This window comes from Pseudomonas sp. MH10 (assembly GCF_034353045.1).
GTDB lineage: Bacteria > Pseudomonadota > Gammaproteobacteria > Pseudomonadales > Pseudomonadaceae > Aquipseudomonas.
On the sequence record NZ_CP133783.1, the window covers coordinates 3,246,377 to 3,264,909 of the forward strand.

12 protein-coding genes are annotated in these 18,533 nt (G+C 57.1%); 7 read left to right on the plus strand and 5 right to left on the minus strand.

All coding sequences use genetic code 11. The features are described 5' to 3' along the window. Positions 1-3: 3 nt before the first annotated feature. The 4 genes from mdtD (at position 4) to yccS (ending at position 6,593) form a co-directional block, all read left to right on the plus strand. Positions 4-1,434, plus strand: a complete 1,431-nt coding sequence (mdtD, locus tag RHM59_RS14420; protein WP_322224491.1) for a multidrug transporter subunit MdtD — start codon at positions 4-6, stop codon at positions 1,432-1,434. A gap of 54 nt (positions 1,435-1,488) precedes the next feature. After that, positions 1,489-2,868, plus strand: a complete 1,380-nt coding sequence (gene dbpA / locus RHM59_RS14425) for an ATP-dependent RNA helicase DbpA (protein ID WP_322167297.1) — start codon at positions 1,489-1,491, stop codon at positions 2,866-2,868. Positions 2,869-2,975: 107 nt separating this feature from the next. Next, complete coding sequence (locus RHM59_RS14430) at positions 2,976-4,154, plus strand: NAD(P)/FAD-dependent oxidoreductase (RefSeq protein ID WP_322167295.1); 1,179 nt, start codon at positions 2,976-2,978, stop codon at positions 4,152-4,154. Between the two features lie 255 nt (positions 4,155-4,409). Then, positions 4,410-6,593: a YccS family putative transporter gene (gene yccS / locus RHM59_RS14435; RefSeq protein WP_322167294.1), complete on the plus strand. Its 2,184-nt coding sequence runs from the start codon at positions 4,410-4,412 to the stop codon at positions 6,591-6,593. Between the two features lie 18 nt (positions 6,594-6,611). On the opposite strand, the gene RHM59_RS14440 is transcribed toward yccS, so the two are convergent. Continuing rightward, positions 6,612-7,349: a substrate-binding periplasmic protein gene (locus RHM59_RS14440; RefSeq protein ID WP_322224493.1), complete on the minus strand. Its 738-nt coding sequence runs from the start codon at positions 7,347-7,349 to the stop codon at positions 6,612-6,614. Positions 7,350-7,634: 285 nt separating this feature from the next. On the opposite strand from RHM59_RS14440, the gene RHM59_RS14445 reads away from it, so the two are divergent. Then, positions 7,635-8,093 carry a GNAT family N-acetyltransferase gene (locus RHM59_RS14445; protein ID WP_322224495.1) on the plus strand — a complete coding sequence of 153 codons (459 nt, stop codon included), beginning with the start codon at positions 7,635-7,637 and terminating at the stop codon, positions 8,091-8,093. Between the two features lie 7 nt (positions 8,094-8,100). On the opposite strand, the gene RHM59_RS14450 is transcribed toward RHM59_RS14445, so the two are convergent. The 3 genes from RHM59_RS14450 to RHM59_RS14460 are packed head-to-tail and all read right to left on the minus strand — an operon-like array spanning position 8,101 to position 11,108. Further along, positions 8,101-8,397, minus strand: a complete 297-nt coding sequence (locus tag RHM59_RS14450) for a winged helix-turn-helix domain-containing protein (RefSeq protein WP_322170675.1) — start codon at positions 8,395-8,397, stop codon at positions 8,101-8,103. Positions 8,398-8,417: 20 nt separating this feature from the next. Next, the gene (locus tag RHM59_RS14455) at positions 8,418-8,939 is read right to left on the minus strand and encodes a M48 family metallopeptidase (protein ID WP_322224497.1); all 522 of its coding nucleotides are present in this window, start codon (positions 8,937-8,939) and stop codon (positions 8,418-8,420) included. 39 nt (positions 8,940-8,978) lie between these two features. Next, positions 8,979-11,108 carry a putative bifunctional diguanylate cyclase/phosphodiesterase gene (locus RHM59_RS14460; RefSeq protein WP_322224499.1) on the minus strand — a complete coding sequence of 710 codons (2,130 nt, stop codon included), beginning with the start codon at positions 11,106-11,108 and terminating at the stop codon, positions 8,979-8,981. 317 nt (positions 11,109-11,425) lie between these two features. Between RHM59_RS14460 and RHM59_RS14465 the strand changes: the two genes are divergently transcribed. Then, complete coding sequence (locus tag RHM59_RS14465) at positions 11,426-12,097, plus strand: polysaccharide lyase family 7 protein (RefSeq protein WP_322167288.1); 672 nt, start codon at positions 11,426-11,428, stop codon at positions 12,095-12,097. 54 nt (positions 12,098-12,151) lie between these two features. Here the strand turns inward: RHM59_RS14465 and putP are convergent, their stop codons facing one another. After that, entirely contained in the window at positions 12,152-13,642 is a 1,491-nt protein-coding gene (putP, locus tag RHM59_RS14470) for a sodium/proline symporter PutP (RefSeq protein WP_322224500.1), read from the minus strand. A 449-nt stretch (positions 13,643-14,091) separates the two neighbouring features. Here putP and putA point away from each other — a divergent pair, with 449 nt between their 5' ends. After that, positions 14,092-18,045 carry a trifunctional transcriptional regulator/proline dehydrogenase/L-glutamate gamma-semialdehyde dehydrogenase gene (gene putA / locus RHM59_RS14475; protein WP_322167286.1) on the plus strand — a complete coding sequence of 1,318 codons (3,954 nt, stop codon included), beginning with the start codon at positions 14,092-14,094 and terminating at the stop codon, positions 18,043-18,045. Positions 18,046-18,533 lie beyond the last annotated feature (488 nt).

Sequence of the window (18,533 nt, forward strand, 5' to 3'; positions counted from 1 at the left end):
CGTATGCCAACCAGCACACCGATTCTGGATGCCCGAACCCTGCGCTGGTTGCCATGGGTCGTCGCCATCGCGTTTTTCATGCAGAGTCTCGACGGTACGATTCTCAATACCGCCCTGCCGGCCATGGCCCGTTCGCTCAATGAAGACCCCTTGCGCATGCAGTCGGTGGTCATTGCTTACATGCTCACCGTGGCACTGTTGATTCCGGCCTCGGGCTGGATTGCCGACCGGTTTGGCATCAAGCGGATTTTCTTTGGCGCAATCTTGCTGTTCAGCCTCGGCTCACTGCTGTGTGCGCTGTCCAGTTCCTTGGGCATGCTGGTCGCGGCGCGGGTGGTTCAAGGCTTGGGCGGCGCATTGATGGTGCCCATTGGGCGCTTGATCGTGTTGCGGGCCTACCCGCGATCAGAGCTGGTGCGGATCATGAGTTTCATCACCGTGCCCGGCTTGCTTGGCCCGCTGATGGGCCCGACCGTGGGTGGCTGGATGGTTGAGTACCTGAGTTGGCACTGGATCTTTCTGATCAATATCCCGGTGGGCCTGATCGGTTGCTACGCGATCAACGCACTGGTGCCCAATTTGCCGGGCGGCGGTCGCACGCGTTTTGATGGGGTTGGTTTTCTATTGTTCGGCGCCTCAATGGTCCTGATTACTATCGCGCTTGAAGGCTTGGGCGAATTGCACCTGCCGCATATGCGCGTGGTGCTGCTGTTGTTTGGCGGGATGGCGTGTCTGGCGGCGTATTGGTTGCGGGCCGGCAATATCAGCTATCCCTTGTTCGCCCCCGCGCTGTTCCGTACTCGATCGTTTGCCGTGGGTATTTTCGGCAATTTGTTCTCGCGCCTGGGCAGCGGCGCCCTGCCGTTTCTGGTGCCGCTGTTGTTGCAAGTGGCGCTGGGCTATTCGCCGTCCCAAGCGGGGATGAGCATGATCCCGCTGGCGGTTGCCGCGATGATTTCCAAATCATTGGCGCGGCCACTCATTGAGCGCCTGGGTTTTCGCATCGTACTTACCGGCAATACATTTTTGCTGGGCTTGCTGCTGGCGAGTCTGGGTCTGGTCGATGCACAAACCCCGTATTGGTTGCTGCTGATCCACCTCGGCTTTATGGGCGCGGTGAACTCGCTGCAATTCTCCGCCATGAACGCCGTGACCCTGATTGACCTTGACGATTCCAGTGCCGCCAGCGGTAACAGCCTGCTGTCGGTGGTGGCGCAATTGTCCTTGAGCCTGGGCGTGGCCTGTGCGGCAGCCTTGCTCGGCGGTTTTACAGACGACATAACCGGCGGTGCAGTGAGCGGCTTATTGGGGGCGTTCCAAAAGACGTTCCTTAGCGTTGGGGTGCTGTCGATGCTGGCTGCGGGGATTTTTCTACAGCTCCCCCCTCAAGGCGGACGAAGTGTTCCTCGTCAGGAACCCGAGATCCACGACTAGGACGGGGCCGCGACCTGATACACTGCGCGACATTTTGTTTTGCAGGCCCGTCCCGTGACTAGCACCGCTTTTAACTCACTGCCTCTTTCCGCCCCCATGTTGGCTAACCTGGAGTCCCTTGGTTACGCCGAGATGACGCCGATTCAGGCGCAGAGCCTGCCGGTGATTCTCAAGGGGATGGACCTGATTGCTCAGGCCAAGACCGGCAGTGGCAAAACCGCCGCGTTCGGCATCGGCTTGCTCAACCCGATCAACCCGCGCTTCTTCGGTTGCCAGGCGTTGGTGCTGTGTCCGACCCGTGAATTGGCTGACCAAGTGGCCAAAGAAATTCGTCGCCTGGCGCGTTCGGAAGACAACATCAAGGTCCTGACCTTGTGCGGCGGCGTCTCCTTCGGGCCGCAAATCGGCTCATTGGAGCACGGCGCGCACATCATCGTCGGCACGCCAGGGCGTATTCAGCAGCACTTGCGCAAAGGCTCGCTGGTATTGGACGGCCTGAACACGCTGATCCTCGACGAAGCTGACCGCATGCTCGACATGGGTTTCTACGACGCCATCGAAAACATCATTGATCAGACGCCGAAAAAGCGTCAGACCTTGCTGTTCTCGGCGACCTACCCGGCCGGCATCAAGCAACTGTCTTCGAAGTTCATGAAGGACCCGCAAACGGTCAAGGTTGAGGCGCTGCATGCCGACAGCCAGATCGAGCAGCACTTCTATGAAATCACCCCGGAAGACCGTCTCAACGCTGTGGTTAAAGTGCTTGGGCATTTCCGTCCACAGTCCTGCGTTGCGTTCTGCTTCACCAAGCAGCAGTGCCAAGAAGTGGTCGACCACCTGACCGCCAAAGGCATTTCCGCAGTCGGCCTGCACGGCGATCTGGAACAGCGTGACCGTGACCAAGTGCTGGCGATGTTCTCCAACCGCAGCACCTCGGTATTGGTTGCCACCGACGTCGCTGCTCGTGGTCTGGACATCGATGCGCTGGACATGGTGCTCAACGTTGAGCTGGCCCGTGATTCGGAAATGCACATCCACCGTGTAGGCCGTACCGGTCGCGCTGGTGAGAAAGGTCTGGCCATCAGCCTGGTTGCTCCGTCTGAAGCGCACCGCGCCCGAGCCATCGAAGACGTGCAGAAAGCCCCGCTGAAGTGGGAACAGCTGGACGATTTGAAAAGCAAAGGCGGCGCACCGCTGCAACCGACCATGACCACGCTGGTGATCGGCGCAGGCCGTAAAGACAAGGTTCGCCCTGGCGATATTCTTGGCGCCTTGACCGGTGATGCCGGCATTCCAGGCACCCAGGTTGGCAAAATCGCCATTTTCGATTTCCAGGCCTATGTCGCCGTCGAAAGCGTCGTGGCCATGCAAGCGCTGGAGCGTTTGAACAACGGCAAAATCAAAGGCCGCTCGTTGCGGGTTCGGATTTTGTAAGACCCCAAAAAGCTTCCCGAATAAATTCGGTCCTACAGGGGGCGATTGAATTCGGGAAGGGGTCATGTCAGACCATAAAGATTTAACCGTTACCCGAGGATTTCGCTTTGCCCGTTACTGACGTTGTGATCATCGGCGCTGGCGCCGCAGGTTTGATGTGCGCCCTCACGGCGGCCAATCGCGGCCGTACGGTGATGCTGATTGATCACGCGAACAAAGCCGGCAAAAAAATCCTCATGTCCGGCGGTGGACGTTGCAACTTCACCAACATGTACACCGAACCCGGAAATTTCCTTTCGCAAAACCCGCACTTCTGCAAATCGGCACTGGCGCGTTATACCCAGTGGGATTTCATTGCGCTGGTCGCCAAGCACGGCGTGCCGTACCACGAGAAGAAACTCGGCCAGTTGTTTTGCGATAACAAATCCAGCGACATCCTTGAGCTGCTGCTTAACGAATGCGAACAAGCCGGTGTCAGCCTGCATCTGGACACATCGGTACAAAACATCGAAAAGACCGACGACGGCTACAGCCTCGGCACGACAATGGGCACGTTAAATTGCCAATCGCTGGTCATCGCCACCGGCGGACTTTCGATCCCGACCCTGGGCGCGACCGGTTTTGGTTATCAAGTCGGCAAACAGTTCGGTCATACCCTGCTGCCGACCCGCGCCGGACTGGTGCCGTTTACCATCACCGACCAGCTTAAAGAACTGTGTACCGAACTGTCCGGTACTTCGGTGGATTGCCTGGTCAGCTGTAACGACATGAGCTTTCGCGAAAACATCTTGTTCACTCACCGGGGTCTGAGCGGGCCGGCGATTCTGCAGATATCTTCGTTCTGGCACCCCGGCGAAGCCGTCGAAATCAACCTGCTGCCGGACCACGATGCCCTTGAATGGTTAGTGCAACAACAAGCCGAACGGCCTAACAGCGAACTGAAAACCCTGCTGGGTGAACTCTTCACCAAGAAGATGGCCAACCTGATTGCCGAGCATTGGTTCGTTTCCAAACCGATGAAGCAATACACGCCGAGCGAACTCAATGAGATCGCTGAAAAACTCGCCAGCTGGCAGGTGGTGCCTGCGGGCACCGAAGGCTATCGCACGGCGGAAGTCACCCTCGGCGGCATCGACACCAGGGAGGTGTCGTCCAAGACCATGGAGTCGCTGAAATCACCGGGGCTGTATTTCATCGGTGAAGTGCTGGACGTCAGCGGCCATCTAGGCGGCTTCAACTTCCAATGGGCCTGGGCCTCGGCGTACGCGGCTGCGCAGTTTGTCTGAATTACCGCGTCGCGCCCTGACCGAATAAATTCGGTCCCACGCCGAATCCGCATCCCCCTGTGGGACCGAATTCATTCGGGAAGCGTTACACCTACCCCCCACGTCATGCCCTTCGCCAACAAGTTGGCTCCGACAGGGGGGGCGGTGAACCGGCGGCTGCAAAAACATTTTTGCTAAACCTTATGTACAGCTGACACTTAGCGCTGTAGATACTTAGCTGATCTGGATCAATAGCGAACAAGGCCGTAAGCCCTTATGCCATCACCTTCTTTTCGTCATACGCTCCGCCGTTTGTGGGCGCTGGATAAGTTCAGCTACAGCTTGCGCGTGTTCATCGCCCTGACTGGGACGATGGCGCTGTGTTGGTACCAGAACGAAATGGCCCTGCTGATCCCGGTGTTTTTGGGGATTATCGCCAGCGCGCTGGCCGAGACTGATGACAGCTGGCAAGGACGCCTCAACGCATTGGCCGTGACCTTGGTGTGTTTCAGCATCGCCTCTCTCTCGGTTGAATTACTCTTTCCCTACCCGCTGATTTTTGTCTGCGCTCTGGCCGTCGCGGCGTTTTGCCTGACCATGTTGGGTGCGCTGGGCGGACGCTATGGCGCCATCGCCTCGGCCACCCTCATATTGTCGGTGTACACCATGATTGGCGTTGATCAGCGTGGCGGCGAGGTGGCAGACGTTTGGCATGAGCCGATGTTGCTGGTCGCGGGCGCTGCCTGGTACGGCTTATTGTCGGTGCTGTGGCAGATGCTGTTTTCCAATCAACCGGTGCAACAAAGCCTGGCGAAGCTTTTTAGCGAACTGGGTCGCTACCTGGAACTCAAGTCGACGCTGTTTGAGCCCATCCGCCAACTGGACCTTGAAGGTCGCCGCCTGGCGTTGGCGCAGCAAAATGGCCGAGTCGTTGCGGCGCTCAATGCCGCGAAGGAAATTATTCTGCACCGCGTGGGCGATGGCCGGCCTGGGGCCAAGGTCAATCGCTACCTCAAGCTGTACTTTCTCGCTCAGGACATCCACGAACGCGCCAGTTCCTCCCACTACCCATATAACGCGCTGGCCGAAGCATTCTTCCACAGCGATGTGCTGTTCCGTTGTCTGCGACTGCTGCGCCAGCAAGGGGTCGCGTGCCGTCGACTGTCGGAAACCATCCAACTGCGTCAGCCCTTTGTGTATGACGAAGGTTTTGCCCATGCCTTGGAGGACTTGCATGCCTCGTTGGAGCACCTGCGCATTCAGAGCAATCCAGCGTGGCGCGGGCTGTTGCGCTCGTTGCGCGCGTTGGCTGCCAACCTGGGAACCCTGGACCGCCTGCTCAGAGACGCCAGCAACCCCGACAGCTTGGCCGATGCCACCGATAGTACTTTGCTTGACCGGTCGCCGAGCGGTCTGAAGGACGTATGGAATCGCGTCCGGCTGCAACTGACGCCAACGTCGCTGCTGTTCCGCCATGCCTTGCGGCTACCGCTGGCGTTGAGCGTCGGTTATGGCATGGTGCATTTGGTGCATCCGTCCCAGGGTTACTGGATTATTTTGACCACACTGTTCGTCTGCCAGCCTAACTACGGCGCGACGCGGCGCAAGCTGGTGCAGCGAATCAGCGGAACGGCGATTGGCTTGACCGCGGGATGGGCCTTGTTCGATCTGTTTCCCAGCCCGCTGATTCAATCAACATTCGCCATTGCGGCAGGCATCGTATTCTTCGTCAACCGGACCTCGCGCTATACCTTGGCCACCGCCGCGATGACTCTGATGATTTTGTTCTGCTTCAATCAGACCGGCGACAGTTACGGGCTGTTCCTGCCGCGCCTGTTCGATACCTTGCTGGGCAGCCTGATTGCGGGCCTTGCGGTGTTCCTGTTCTTGCCGGACTGGCAAGGGCGGCGGCTGAACAAAGTGCTGGCCAATACCCTCACCTGCAATAGCATTTATCTGCGGCAAATCATGCAGCAGTATGCACACGGCAAGAATGACGACTTGGCTTACCGCTTGGCCCGCCGCAACGCCCACAATGCCGACGCGGCGCTATCGACCACCTTGGCCAACATGCTGATGGAGCCGGGACACTTTCGCAAAGACGCCGACGTCGGTTTCAGATTTTTGGTGTTGTCTCACACGCTGCTCAGTTATTTATCGGGGCTGGGGGCGCACCGGGAAACCCAGTTACCCGCCGAGGCGCGGGAGCATTTGATCGATGGTGCGGGTGCCAGCTTGGCAGCGAGCATCGATGAAATCGCGCAAAGCCTGGCCAACAAAAAGCCCGTGGCGATCCAGAGTGATGCCGAAGAAGCGCTGGCCACTGACCTTGAACAGATTCCTGACGAGATAGACGACAGCCAGCGGCTGGTGCAAACCCAGCTCGCGTTGATTGGCCGTCAGTTAGGACCATTGCGGACGTTGGCCGCGCACTTGATCAAAGAACCCATTGCCGCCTGACACAGCGGTCAGTTCCAGTTACAGGCCGTGCTCACGAAATAGACGGTCATAGGTCCCATCGGCTTTCATTGCAGCTATCTCCCGATCAAAGTTGGCAACAATTTGCGCGTGATCGGGATTCTTCAGGCTGACCAGAATATGCAGGCTGTTCTCGCTCAGTGACTTGGGAAGAAATTCAACGCTGTCACGGACCTGTTGCGACTCGTTATTCAGGTTATAACGGGCGACATATTCATCCTCCACGGTCAGCGCAACCCGCCCTGCCTCCAGCATTTGCAGCGCCATGGAAAAACTGTGGACCGGGACTTTTTGCAGCTCGGCATCATTATCAAACGCTAATGAATAGGCATAGCCTCGCACCACAGCGATGGGAAACGGATGAAGCTGCTGTAAATTATCGAAAACGATAGGGGAATCTTTGCGCTTGAGAAAGCGAACGCGGTTAAGCAGGTACTCGTTCGAAAACTCTCCTAACAGCGTGCGATCGTGATTAAACCAGGCATCGACCAACACGTCATAGCGCCCTTCTCCTAACCCAAACAACGCACGCGCCCAAGGCACTTGCTCAAATTCAGTGGTGTAACCGGCACGCTTTAAGGCCGTGCTGACGAGGTCTGTAGCCAATCCACCGTTAGCCAGATTGACGTCAGTAAAAGGTGGCCATGCATCGCCGACCAAACGCAACGTTTGCGCTTCGGCGCCGTGCGCCATCAACAACAATCCCAGCAAACCCATGGCTCGAAGCAATCGTGGCATGCTCAAGATCCTAAGGCGGACAGCTGGCCGCCATACGGGGGACGCGTTGGATCACGACCCGGATTAATACTCGCTCATACACAATCGAAATCCAGAGATGGCATGCAGATTACACAATCGCGAACCTTGCGACCAACAGTCCTGATGGCCCATCGCCGAATCAAAAACTTTTTTCTTTTCACCTGCACCCGTAGCCTTTTGCGTTAAAACGCTACAGTTCTATCTGGCATCCAATCGGACACTGGCTTTAGTATCCGCCCCAGAATTCTTTTTCAGGCCTGTCACATGTCGATCAATTGGGTTTGCAAACACCACACCGACCTCAGCAAAGAACAGCTCTACGCTATATTGCGGTTGCGTGCCGAAGTTTTTGTGGTCGAGCAAAAGTGCTGGTATCAGGACGTCGACGGTCAGGATCTGGAGGGTGACACCTGTCACCTGATGGCTTGGGAAAACGACGTGCTGGTGGCCTATTTGCGCCTGCTTGATCCGATCCAGCAAGGCGGTGATGTCGTCATCGGCCGCGTTGTCACTGCACTGGTTGCGCGCAAACGCGGCATGGGGCATTCCTTGATAGTGCAGGCATTGGTGCACGCCGAACAAAAGTGGCCTGACCAACCGATCTATCTCTCGGCTCAAGCCCACTTACAAGGCTACTACGGCCGCTATGGCTTCAAGCCTGTTGGCGAGGTGTACCTAGAGGACGATATCCCCCACATAGGTATGCGTCGCGACCTGGACTAGTGCTTCTTCATGGGTAGCCCAACACTGCTTTTATGTGCGGCAGATGCTGAGCGATCCAGATTTTGTCGAGTGCACCCCACTCTCTGATCTGATAGCTGCCTGCATGATTACGCGCACCGTCCTGCTGTTGGAACTCGCACACAATGTCCAGATCGGCCAACGCGGCGATGGTGTCTTGTGCCGTGCGGCGCGGCATACCGGTTGCATCACACAGCGCAGGAACGCTCGCGGCGGTGCCGCTATCAATCAAATACGCCACGTACAAACGGCGATAAAAACTGCTTTTAGTCTTGCTGACATCCATCGTCGGGGCCTTGTCGAGATTCATTCGGCGGCTTTTCCTTGCAGGTCACGGTACGTCAGGTAAATGCGCAGATCGAACTCTAACTGGTGATAGCCGGGCTGCATGTGTTCACACAGCTGATAAAACGCTTTGTTATGGTCTGACTCTTTGAAGTGCGCCAGCTCGTGAACCACGATCATCTTTAAAAATTCTGGCGCGGCGTCCTTGAACAATGAGGCAATGCGGATTTCTTTCTTGGACTTGAGCTTCCCGCCTTGGACTCGGGAAATTGTCGTGTGCAACCCTAGCGCTCGGTGGGTCAGGTCAAGACGATTATCGAACAGCACTTTGTCGATATTGGGTGCGTTGCGCAGGTACTCTTGCTTTAACGCCAGCGCATAGACGTACAACGCTTTATCGCTCTGCACCGCGTGGCGCTCGGGATAGCGTTGTTTCAAATAAGCCTCCAGCCGATTCTGCGAAATCAATTGCTGCACCTGCTCCTGGAGAGCCGGCGGATAAGCTTGCAGGTATTTCAACGGAGGGAAAGCAGGCGCGATCATAAGGGGCAACGAAGGTTTGAAAGTCCCAGTGTACCGAATTCAAATCCCTTTGGACCTGTCCCAGTCGAACGGTTTTAAAAACTGTAGGGCACCGTCCGCGGTCAGCGGCGGCGTGATCAAAGCCCCCTGAACCAAGTGACAACCGTTTTCGGCCAGCCACTGATAGTGCTCGGCCTTGTCGACACCTTCGGCAATCACTAGCATGCCCAACTCACGACAGAGCTGAATGACACTGCGCGCCACCGCCGCATCACGCGGTGAGTCGAGTAGCCGAGCGACAAACTGGCGATCAATTTTCAGCGTATCCAGCTCAAGCGTGTGCAGGAGCGAAAGTGAGCATTCACCCACACCGAAATCATCCATCGCAATACGCACGCCGACCTCACGAAGGGCCTGTAATTGCTTGCGTGAGTGAATAAGGCTCTGCGCCAGCGAACCTTCGGAAATTTCGACCTCTAGCTGATGCGGTCGCAGCCCGTAGCGGTTGATGGCGAGGTGAAGTTCCGAGGCCAGATTGGGAAGGCTGAACTGCGCAGCACTGACGCTCACCGCCAGCACCAACTCCTGAGGAAAAATGCCGTTCCAGGCCAGGCGCTGTTCGGCGGCCTGCTCGAAAATCCAGCTGCTTAGCCTATTGATCAGACGCGTCTCTTCGAGCAGCGGGATAAACAGCCCCGGCGGCACATCCCCAACGTCAGGGTGTTGCCAGTGCAACAAAGCCTCAAAACCGCGCACGCGACCGTGTTCAATAGAGACCTGAGGCTGATAAACCAACGAGAAATCATTCCCCTCGATGGCCGTTCGCACGCTCTCTTCGAGCATCAACCGCGAGCGGGCGCGACCATTCATTTCATGGTCATAAAAACGATATTGCTGACGCCCCGCGCGCTTGGCCTCGTACATGGCAATGTCGGCGGCGCGCAGCAAGCCATCCAGGTCGGCGCCACAATCGGGGTAGGTCGCAATGCCAATGCTGGCGCCCAGCGTGACATCCAGACCGTCGATCTGCTGTCGCACAGACACGCGCTCAATTAATTTTTCAGCGATGATCGCCGCTTGTTCCGGATAATCCAGACCGTCAATCACAGCGGTAAACTCATCACCGCCCATGCGCGCCAGTATGTCGTAAGGCCGCAGACACTCCCTTAACTGCTCAGCAACCCATAGCAACACCCGATCACCCGCATCGTGACCCAGCGAGTCGTTGACACGCTTGAACCCATCAAGGTCCAGGTACAACACCACCAGTGATTTGTCGGCACGGTCGGAGCGCGCCAAGGTGTTTTCGACCGTTTGATAAAAACCGCGGCGGTTGAGCAGCCCGGTGAGCGAGTCGGTCACCGCCTGCTGCTCAAGTTGCTGGCACAAGTCGCGCACCACCGACATGTCGAGAATACTCAACACCATCGACCGCTGCTCGGCGGGCAACGGCGCACAGGACAACGCGACCGGCACCTGAGGGCCGTCAGCCGTGCGCAAAACGGCATCGTGCATGCGGTACGTATCCGCATTGCGGTAGCTGCGATAAAAATCCGACTCCGACCATTGCAACACGTGGGGCTTGCTCAGGTAATCGATCACTTCAGTGCCCTGCAATTCATCGACAGTTGCATTGAGCAAACGACAAATCGCCGGATTGGCAAAACTGATCACGCCCGCCTCGTCGACGACCAGGATGCCTTCGGCGACGTTCGACAGCACCGATGCGTTGAAGGCGCGGGCAGCTTCCAGTTCATGACTCAGGGTTTGCAAGGCGCGGCGGTTACGCTGATGTTCCAGTAACGCCTGGACTTTTGGTTTCAGGACCTGAGGATCGAAGGGTTTGAACAAATAATCCACAGCGCCGCTAGCGTAGCCTTTGTGCACCGAGGCCTGGGACTGTTCGCTGGCGGTCAGGAAAATAATCGGCGTCAGCCGGGTGCGCTGGCTGCCGCGCATGAGCCGAGCAACCTCAAAACCATCCATGCCCGGCATGTGGACGTCGAGCAACACTAGATCGACTTCCATTTCCAGCAGCACATTCAGCGCTTCGACCCCGGAGCCGGCCGTGACGACGTGCCAATCTTGCCGCTGCAAGACGGCACGCATGGTGATCAGATTTTCAGGGTAATCATCAACGACCAAGAGGACCGAGGTAGCTTCCGATGGCTTTGATTGCAGGCATTCCATGCTGCTTCTCTTCCTGTGGCCCGTACGCCAGGGCGTAGGGCGAGGCCCGAATTCTACTAGCCGCTTACTCTAGTCTTGGGAAAACAAAAGCAGAAGCAAGGGACGCTTCATCTAGTGGCTAAATGCCGGTCGTCCGACTAATGGTATACACCATCAGAAGGCCATTAGAGACCTTTTAAGTGCCATCACGAAAAATTGACGCCAACCGCTCGACGGAAAAACGCTAATACTTTCTCTTACAAGTTTATAAACGGTACTTGGAAACCCTTGAGCCAGACACCTCTCTACTGGCCATGAGACACATCGAAGGCTAAAAAATGATTGACCTGGCAACGTGGAACCTAAGCATCCCCGAAGGCTCCCCACCTGCGACCATCAACACTCCCCAGTTGGTCGACGGTTACAGCGGAAAATATTTCCAATCCGACAGTGGCGCGATTTTTTTCTGGTCTCCGGTTACTGGCTCACGCACCGCTAACGCGATCTACCCCCGCAGCGAACTACGAGAAACCTACTCCGATGGTTCATTGCACAACTGGTTGTACCCTAGCACCGACAATTTTTTACGCGCCACCGTTGCGGTCAATCAGGTGCCATCGTCCGGGCGAATCGTCATCGGCCAAATTCACGCGTACGAAAGCACCGACCCCCTGCTGAAGGTCGAATACCAATATAAGGAAAGTACAAAAAGCGGCACGGTCGTCGCCAAGGTGCGCAACCGGTTTGATGACAAAGAAGGCCGCGTGATCATCGTTGCTGAAAACGTGCCCCTCAATGAGCCGTTTAAATACATCATCCACCTCAGCCCCGGCGGACAACTGAGCGTGAGCGTGCGCGATTCAAACTGGAGCAGCCCGATCAGCGCAACCTGGCGTGATAAGCCGCTGTACTTCAAGGCTGGGGTCTACACCCAGGACAACACGGGTTACACCAGCGAAGGCGGCAAAGCGACGTTCTACAAACTGGACATCAATCACGTAAAAGGCTGAAGGGTCTGCGCTGAAAACGGCCCATCGCGTGGGCCGTTCCGGGGTTTCAATCATTCAGAGAGAGGCAGCCTTGAACTCTTTTTCGGCAGCGTCGAAGCGTGTCAGCATGTCCGGCGTCGGCGCTTTGCCCAGCAGACTGAATACCACGATGGCGATGCTGGCGAAGAGGAAGCCTGGAATGATTTCGTACAACCCCAGCAGTGCGAAGTGTTTCCAGACAACCACCGTAATGGTGCCGACCAGAACACCCGCGAGTGCGCCGTTGCGCGTCATGCCTTTCCACAGTACGGAAATCAGCACCACAGGGCCGAACGCAGCACCGAAGCCTGCCCACGCGTAACTCACCAGACCCAATACCCGATTATCCGGGTTCGACGCGATGACTATCGCGATCACGGCAATCAACAGAACCATACCGCGACCCACCCACACCAGCTCTGAGTCTGATGCCTTTTTGCGGAAGAAGGCTTTGTAGAAGTCTTCGGTCAGCGCACTGGAGCACACCAACAATTGGCAGCTCAGCGTGCTCATCACCGCCGCCAAAATGGCCGATAACAGCACACCGGCGATCCAGGGGTTGAACAGCAACTTAGCCAGTTCGATGAACACCCGCTCAGGGTTTTCCGTTACTGGCGCGGCAAACTCGGGGTGCGCTGAGAAGTAGGCAATCCCAAAGAAGCCCACCGCAACTGTGCCGCCAAGACACAAGATCATCCAGGTCATGGAAATGCGACGCGCCTTGGCAATCGACTTAACCGAATCCGCTGCCATGAAGCGCGCCAGAATATGCGGCTGGCCAAAATAGCCCAAGCCCCAGCCCATCAGCGAGATGATGCCGATCAACGAGGTGTTCTTGAGCATGTCGAAATGGGTGGGGTCTTTCGCTTCGATGGCCAGCAACGTGGCGTCGATGCCGCCCGTTGCCAGTAACACGATGATGGGCGTGAGGATCAGCGCGAAGATCATCAGGGTGGCCTGCACCGTGTCGGTCCAGCTTACTGCAAGGAAACCGCCCACAAAGGTGTAGGCGATTGTTGCAGCTGCCCCGGCCCACAGCGCAGTTTCATAAGACAGGCCAAACGTGCTTTCGAACAAACGGGCACCGGCAACAATGCCCGACGCACAGTAAATAGTGAAGAACACCAGAATCACCACAGCCGAAACGATCCGCAGCACGCCGCTTTTGTCGTCGAATCGGCTGGTGAAATAATCCGGCAAGGTCAACGCGTCGCCGTTGTGTTCGGTCTGCACGCGAAGGCGCCCGGCGACAAACAGCCAGTTCAGATAAGCACCGGCGACCAAGCCGATAGCGATCCAGCTTTCGGAAAGACCCGACATATAGATGGCGCCCGGGAGGCCCATCAATAGCCAGCCGCTCATGTCCGACGCACCGGCCGATAAGGCAGTAACGACGGAGCCGAGGCTGCGGCCGCCTAGAATATAGTCAGAAAGGTTATTGGTGGAGCGATAGGCCATCAGGCCAATTAGTACCATTGCTGCGATGTAGATCACGAAGGTGATCAAAGTAGGATTGCTGACAGTCATAAAATTGCGCCCTGGCGTTATTATTTGCACGGCCATCAATCTGTGCGCAACGATCAAACCGCTCCACAGGATGAATAACTAACCGCACGCTAGACTGAAGTTTCCCCAGGAAAACGTCAGCTGATAGACCGAGAATGAACACGCATCACCTCGGGGGCGGGAATCCTAGTCAACAATACAAATGAGGTGCAACCCCTTTTTCTTATCAAGTTGCACCCATGGTGCCTTTTTAGTGTCTGCATGTTTTTTGCTTCTTTTCGGAGCAAAGCCTACTGTTTGCCGGCTACAAAGCACCATCGCTGCGCGCCTGACAGCTGGCTAAGTGCCGCAATATCGAGCTAATAATTATTTCCGCGAAAACGGGTTGCACTAGGTTGCACCCGCAGTACTTCGAGATTAACCTGAGCGTCGGCTAAGCCACACCGTGGTGGCGATTACGAGGATGAGAAATGGCGACAACCACCCTGGGCGTCAAGCTCGACGACGCGACCCGCGAGCGCTTGAAAGCCGCCGCGCAGTCTATCGACCGAACCCCCCACTGGCTGATCAAGCAGGCCATTTTCAATTACCTTGAAAAACTTGAGGGCGGTGCGACCCTCATGGAACTGAACGGTTTGACCGGAAAGGAGCCCGACGAACTGGTCGATCTGCACGCCGATGTCACCCATCAATGTTTCCTCGAATTCGCCGAAAGCATTCTTCCGCAATCGGTCCTGCGCGCCGCGATCACGTCTGCTTATCGCCGCCCCGAACCTGAAGTAGTGCCGATGCTGTTGGAGCAGGCGCGTCTGCCTGCGGCCATGGCTGAAGCCACCCAGAAGCTTGCCGCGAGCATCGCCGAGAAGCTACGCAATCAAAAAAGCGCCACCGGCCGTGCGGGCATCGTGCAAGGTTTGCTGCAAGAGTTCTCACTGTCGTCCCAAGAAGGCGTCGCCCTGATGTGCCTGGCCGAGGCACTGCTACGCATCCCGGACAAAGGCACTCGCGACGCACTTATTCGCGACAAGATCAGCACCGGCAATTGGCACCCGCATTTGGGAAATAGCCCGTCACTGTTCGTCAACGCCGCTACGTGGGGCCTGCTGCTGACCGGAAAACTGGTCGCCACCCACAACGAAGCCGGATTGACCTCGTCCCTGAGCCGCATCATCGGCAAAAGTGGCGAACCCATGATCCGCAAGGGCGTGGACATGGCCATGCGCTTGATGGGCGAGCAGTTCGTCACCGGCGAAACCATCGCCGAAGCCTTGGCCAACGCCAGTCGCTTCGAAGCCAAGGGCTTCCGCTATTCCTACGACATGCTCGGTGAAGCGGCGCTGACCGAACGCGACGCGCAGAAGTACCTGGCTTCCTACGAGCAGGCCATCCACTCCATTGGCAAAGCGTCCCATGGTCGTGGCATTTATGAAGGCCCAGGCATCTCGATCAAGCTTTCCGCCTTGCATCCGCGCTATAGCCGCGCGCAATACGAACGCGTGATGGACGAGTTGTACCCGCGACTGTTATCGCTAACCCTGCTGGCCAAGCACTATGACATCGGCCTGAACATCGACGCCGAAGAAGCCGACCGCCTTGAGCTGTCGCTGGATCTCTTGGAGCGCTTGTGTTTCGAACCACAGTTGACCGGCTGGAACGGCATCGGCTTTGTGATTCAGGCGTACCAGAAGCGTTGCCCGTATGTCATCGATTACGTGATTGACTTAGCGCGCCGCAGCCGTCATCGCTTGATGATTCGCCTGGTCAAGGGCGCGTATTGGGACAGCGAAATCAAACGCGCCCAGGTTGATGGCCTGGAAGGCTACCCGGTGTACACCCGCAAGGTTTACACCGACGTTTCCTACATTGCGTGTGCGAGGAAGCTGCTGTCAGTACCCGAGGTTATTTATCCGCAGTTTGCCACCCACAACGCCCACACTCTGGCCGCGATTTATCACATCGCGGGCCAAAACTACTACCCTGGCCAGTACGAGTTCCAATGCCTGCATGGCATGGGCGAACCGCTGTACGAGCAGGTAGTGGGCACCGTTGCCGACGGCAAGTTGAATCGACCGTGCCGGGTCTACGCGCCGGTGGGTACGCACGAAACACTGCTGGCTTATCTTGTACGCCGCCTGCTTGAGAACGGCGCCAACACTTCATTCGTCAACCGCATCGCCGACCAATCTATTTCCATACAGGAACTGGTGGCCGATCCAGTGAACAGCATCGAGCAGATGGCGACGCAGGAAGGCGGGTTCGGCTTGCCACACCCGCGCATCCCTCTGCCTCGCGATCTGTATGGCCCGGACCGCGCCAACTCCAGCGGCATCGACCTGGCCAACGAACACCGGCTGGCATCGCTGTCTTCTGCATTGCTGGCCACCGCCCATAACGATTGGAAAGCCGGCCCAATGCTGGGCAGCCCTGCGAGTATCGGTACCTTTGCTCCGGTACTTAATCCATCTGACCTGCGTGACGTCGTTGGCCACGTTCAGGAAGCTGATCTGGAAGACGTCGACAACGCGATTCAGTGCGCCTTGAACGCCGCGCCTATCTGGCAAGCGACCCCGCCTGCCGAGCGCGCCGCGATCCTCGAACGTGCCGCTGATTTAATGGAAGGTGAAATTCAACCGCTGATGGGTCTGCTGGCCCGCGAGGCAGGGAAGACCTTCGCCAACGCGATTGCCGAGGTCCGGGAAGCCGTAGATTTCCTTCGGTATTACGCCGTCCAGGCACGTAACGACTTCACCAACGACGCCCACCGCCCGCTGGGTCCAGTGGTTTGCATCAGCCCATGGAACTTCCCGCTGGCTATTTTCAGTGGTCAAGTCGCCGCCGCGTTGGCCGCCGGGAATCCGGTGTTGGCCAAGCCTGCCGAGCAAACACCGCTGATTGCTGCGCAAGCTGTTCGTTTACTGCTGGAAGCGGGTATTCCAGAAGGCGTCGTGCAATTGCTTCCAGGTCGCGGCGAGACAGTCGGTGCGCGACTGGTGGGTGATGACCGAATCAAAGGCGTGATGTTCACCGGCTCCACCGAGGTCGCCCGCCTACTGCAACGCAATATTGCCGGGCGACTGGATGCACAAGGCAGACCTATCCCGCTGATCGCCGAGACTGGCGGACAAAACGCGATGATCGTTGATTCCTCGGCGCTGACCGAACAAGTGGTTACCGACGTCGTGTCTTCGGCGTTCGACAGCGCAGGCCAACGCTGCTCGGCGTTGCGCGTCCTGTGCTTGCAAGAAGACTCCGCCGATCGCGTGATCGAAATGCTCAAGGGCGCCATGGCCGAATGCCGTCTGGGCAATCCAGAGCGCTTGTCCGTAGACATTGGCCCGGTGATCGACGCAGAAGCCAAGGACGGTATCGAGAAACACATCCAGGCCATGCGCGACAAAGGCCGCAGCGTTTATCAGGTAGCCATTGCCGACAGCGATGAAATCAAACGCGGCACCTACGTCACGCCCACCTTGATTGAACTGGAAAGCTTCGACGAACTGCAGCGCGAGATTTTCGGTCCGGTGCTGCACGTCGTTCGCTACAAGCGCAAAGAGCTGGACCTACTGATTGGTCAGATCAACGCGTCCGGTTATGGGTTGACCTTGGGCGTTCACACGCGCATCGACGAAACCATCGCCAAAGTCATCGATAACGTCAACGCGGGCAATGTTTACGTGAACCGTAACATTGTTGGCGCCGTGGTCGGTGTTCAGCCCTTCGGCGGTGAAGGCCTGTCTGGCACCGGGCCGAAAGCCGGTGGCCCGCTGTACTTGTACCGTCTGCTGTCGACGCGTCCGGTGGATGCCATTGAACAATCGTTCGCCCGTGGCGATGCGCTGACTGCGCCCAACACCCAAATGCGAGATGCCATGAGCAAACCGCTCAAGGCGTTGAAAACCTGGGCCGACAGCCAGCGGCAAGAATCGCTCGGCATACTTTGCAATAAGTTCGCAGAGCAATCACAAAGCGGCATCACTCGGGTATTGACGGGGCCGACAGGTGAACGCAACAGCTACAGTCTTCTGCCACGCGAGCATGTGCTGTGCCTGGCCGAAAACGAAGCTGACCTGCTCACTCAATTGGCAGCCGTTTTGGCCGTGGGTAGTACTGCGGTCTGGCCCGACTCGGACCTGAGCAAAACCTTGCGCACGCGCCTGCCCAAGGAAGTGCAAGGGCGCATACAACCGGTGGCGGACTGGAATAAAGACGAGGTGGTCATTGATGCGGTTCTGCATCATGGCGACTCGGATCAACTCCAGGCCGTCTGCCAGCACATCGCCAAACGCGAAGGCGCCATCGTCGGGGTTCACGGGCTGTCCCACGGGGAAACCAATATAGCCCTTGAACGCCTGGTAATTGAGCGGGCGCTGAGTGTGAACACCGCCGCCGCGGGAGGCAATGCAAGCTTAATGACCATTGGCTGATCGCTGATACGCAGAAAAGGGGAGCTTCGGCTCCCCTTTTTTTGTGTTGAGTACCCACGCTTTCCACAGTCGCCAGCTTTATTTATGCATAAGTTGTACGAATGATTATTTATGTATAGGTTTTTTTGTTTAACTACGTACAAATTAGTATACGATCGTATCAAAGTGCTACCAGCGACACAGCGCTTTCCAGTCCATGTGGCCCTGTCGTAACGAGACTCGATGTCGAGAACCGTGTGCGGTCCTGAACTTTGACCCAGCCCCCCCGCACAAGAGGTCTATCGTGACGCACTCATACCTTGATGATCAAAGCCTCGAGCGCCTGGACAGATTGGTGCGCAGTGCCGCGCACTCGGCGAGCTGTAGTTCGGCCGTACTCTATGCGGGCTGCGCAAAAAGATGGGAATCGATCGTGAGCTTTGAGGCCGCCAGCCCTCTCGCTTTGGAAGAAGCCCATCAATCCTGGCTACAAAACGCATTTCGGCAAA

Bases quoted from the DNA above. Each gene is read 5' to 3' on its own strand.
- mdtD (WP_322224491.1), top strand. From the start codon at position 4: ATGCCAACCAGCACACCGATTCTGGATGCCCGAACCCTGCGCTGGTTG.
- yccS (WP_322167294.1), top strand. From the start codon at position 4,410: ATGCCATCACCTTCTTTTCGTCATACGCTCCGCCGTTTGTGGGCGCTG.
- RHM59_RS14440 (WP_322224493.1), bottom strand. From the start codon at position 7,349: ATGCCACGATTGCTTCGAGCCATGGGTTTGCTGGGATTGTTGTTGATG.
- RHM59_RS14445 (WP_322224495.1), top strand. From the start codon at position 7,635: ATGTCGATCAATTGGGTTTGCAAACACCACACCGACCTCAGCAAAGAA.
- RHM59_RS14450 (WP_322170675.1), bottom strand. From the start codon at position 8,397: ATGGATGTCAGCAAGACTAAAAGCAGTTTTTATCGCCGTTTGTACGTG.
- RHM59_RS14455 (WP_322224497.1), bottom strand. From the start codon at position 8,939: ATGATCGCGCCTGCTTTCCCTCCGTTGAAATACCTGCAAGCTTATCCG.
- RHM59_RS14460 (WP_322224499.1), bottom strand. From the start codon at position 11,108: ATGGAATGCCTGCAATCAAAGCCATCGGAAGCTACCTCGGTCCTCTTG.
- RHM59_RS14465 (WP_322167288.1), top strand. From the start codon at position 11,426: ATGATTGACCTGGCAACGTGGAACCTAAGCATCCCCGAAGGCTCCCCA.
- putP (WP_322224500.1), bottom strand. From the start codon at position 13,642: ATGACTGTCAGCAATCCTACTTTGATCACCTTCGTGATCTACATCGCA.
- putA (WP_322167286.1), top strand. From the start codon at position 14,092: ATGGCGACAACCACCCTGGGCGTCAAGCTCGACGACGCGACCCGCGAG.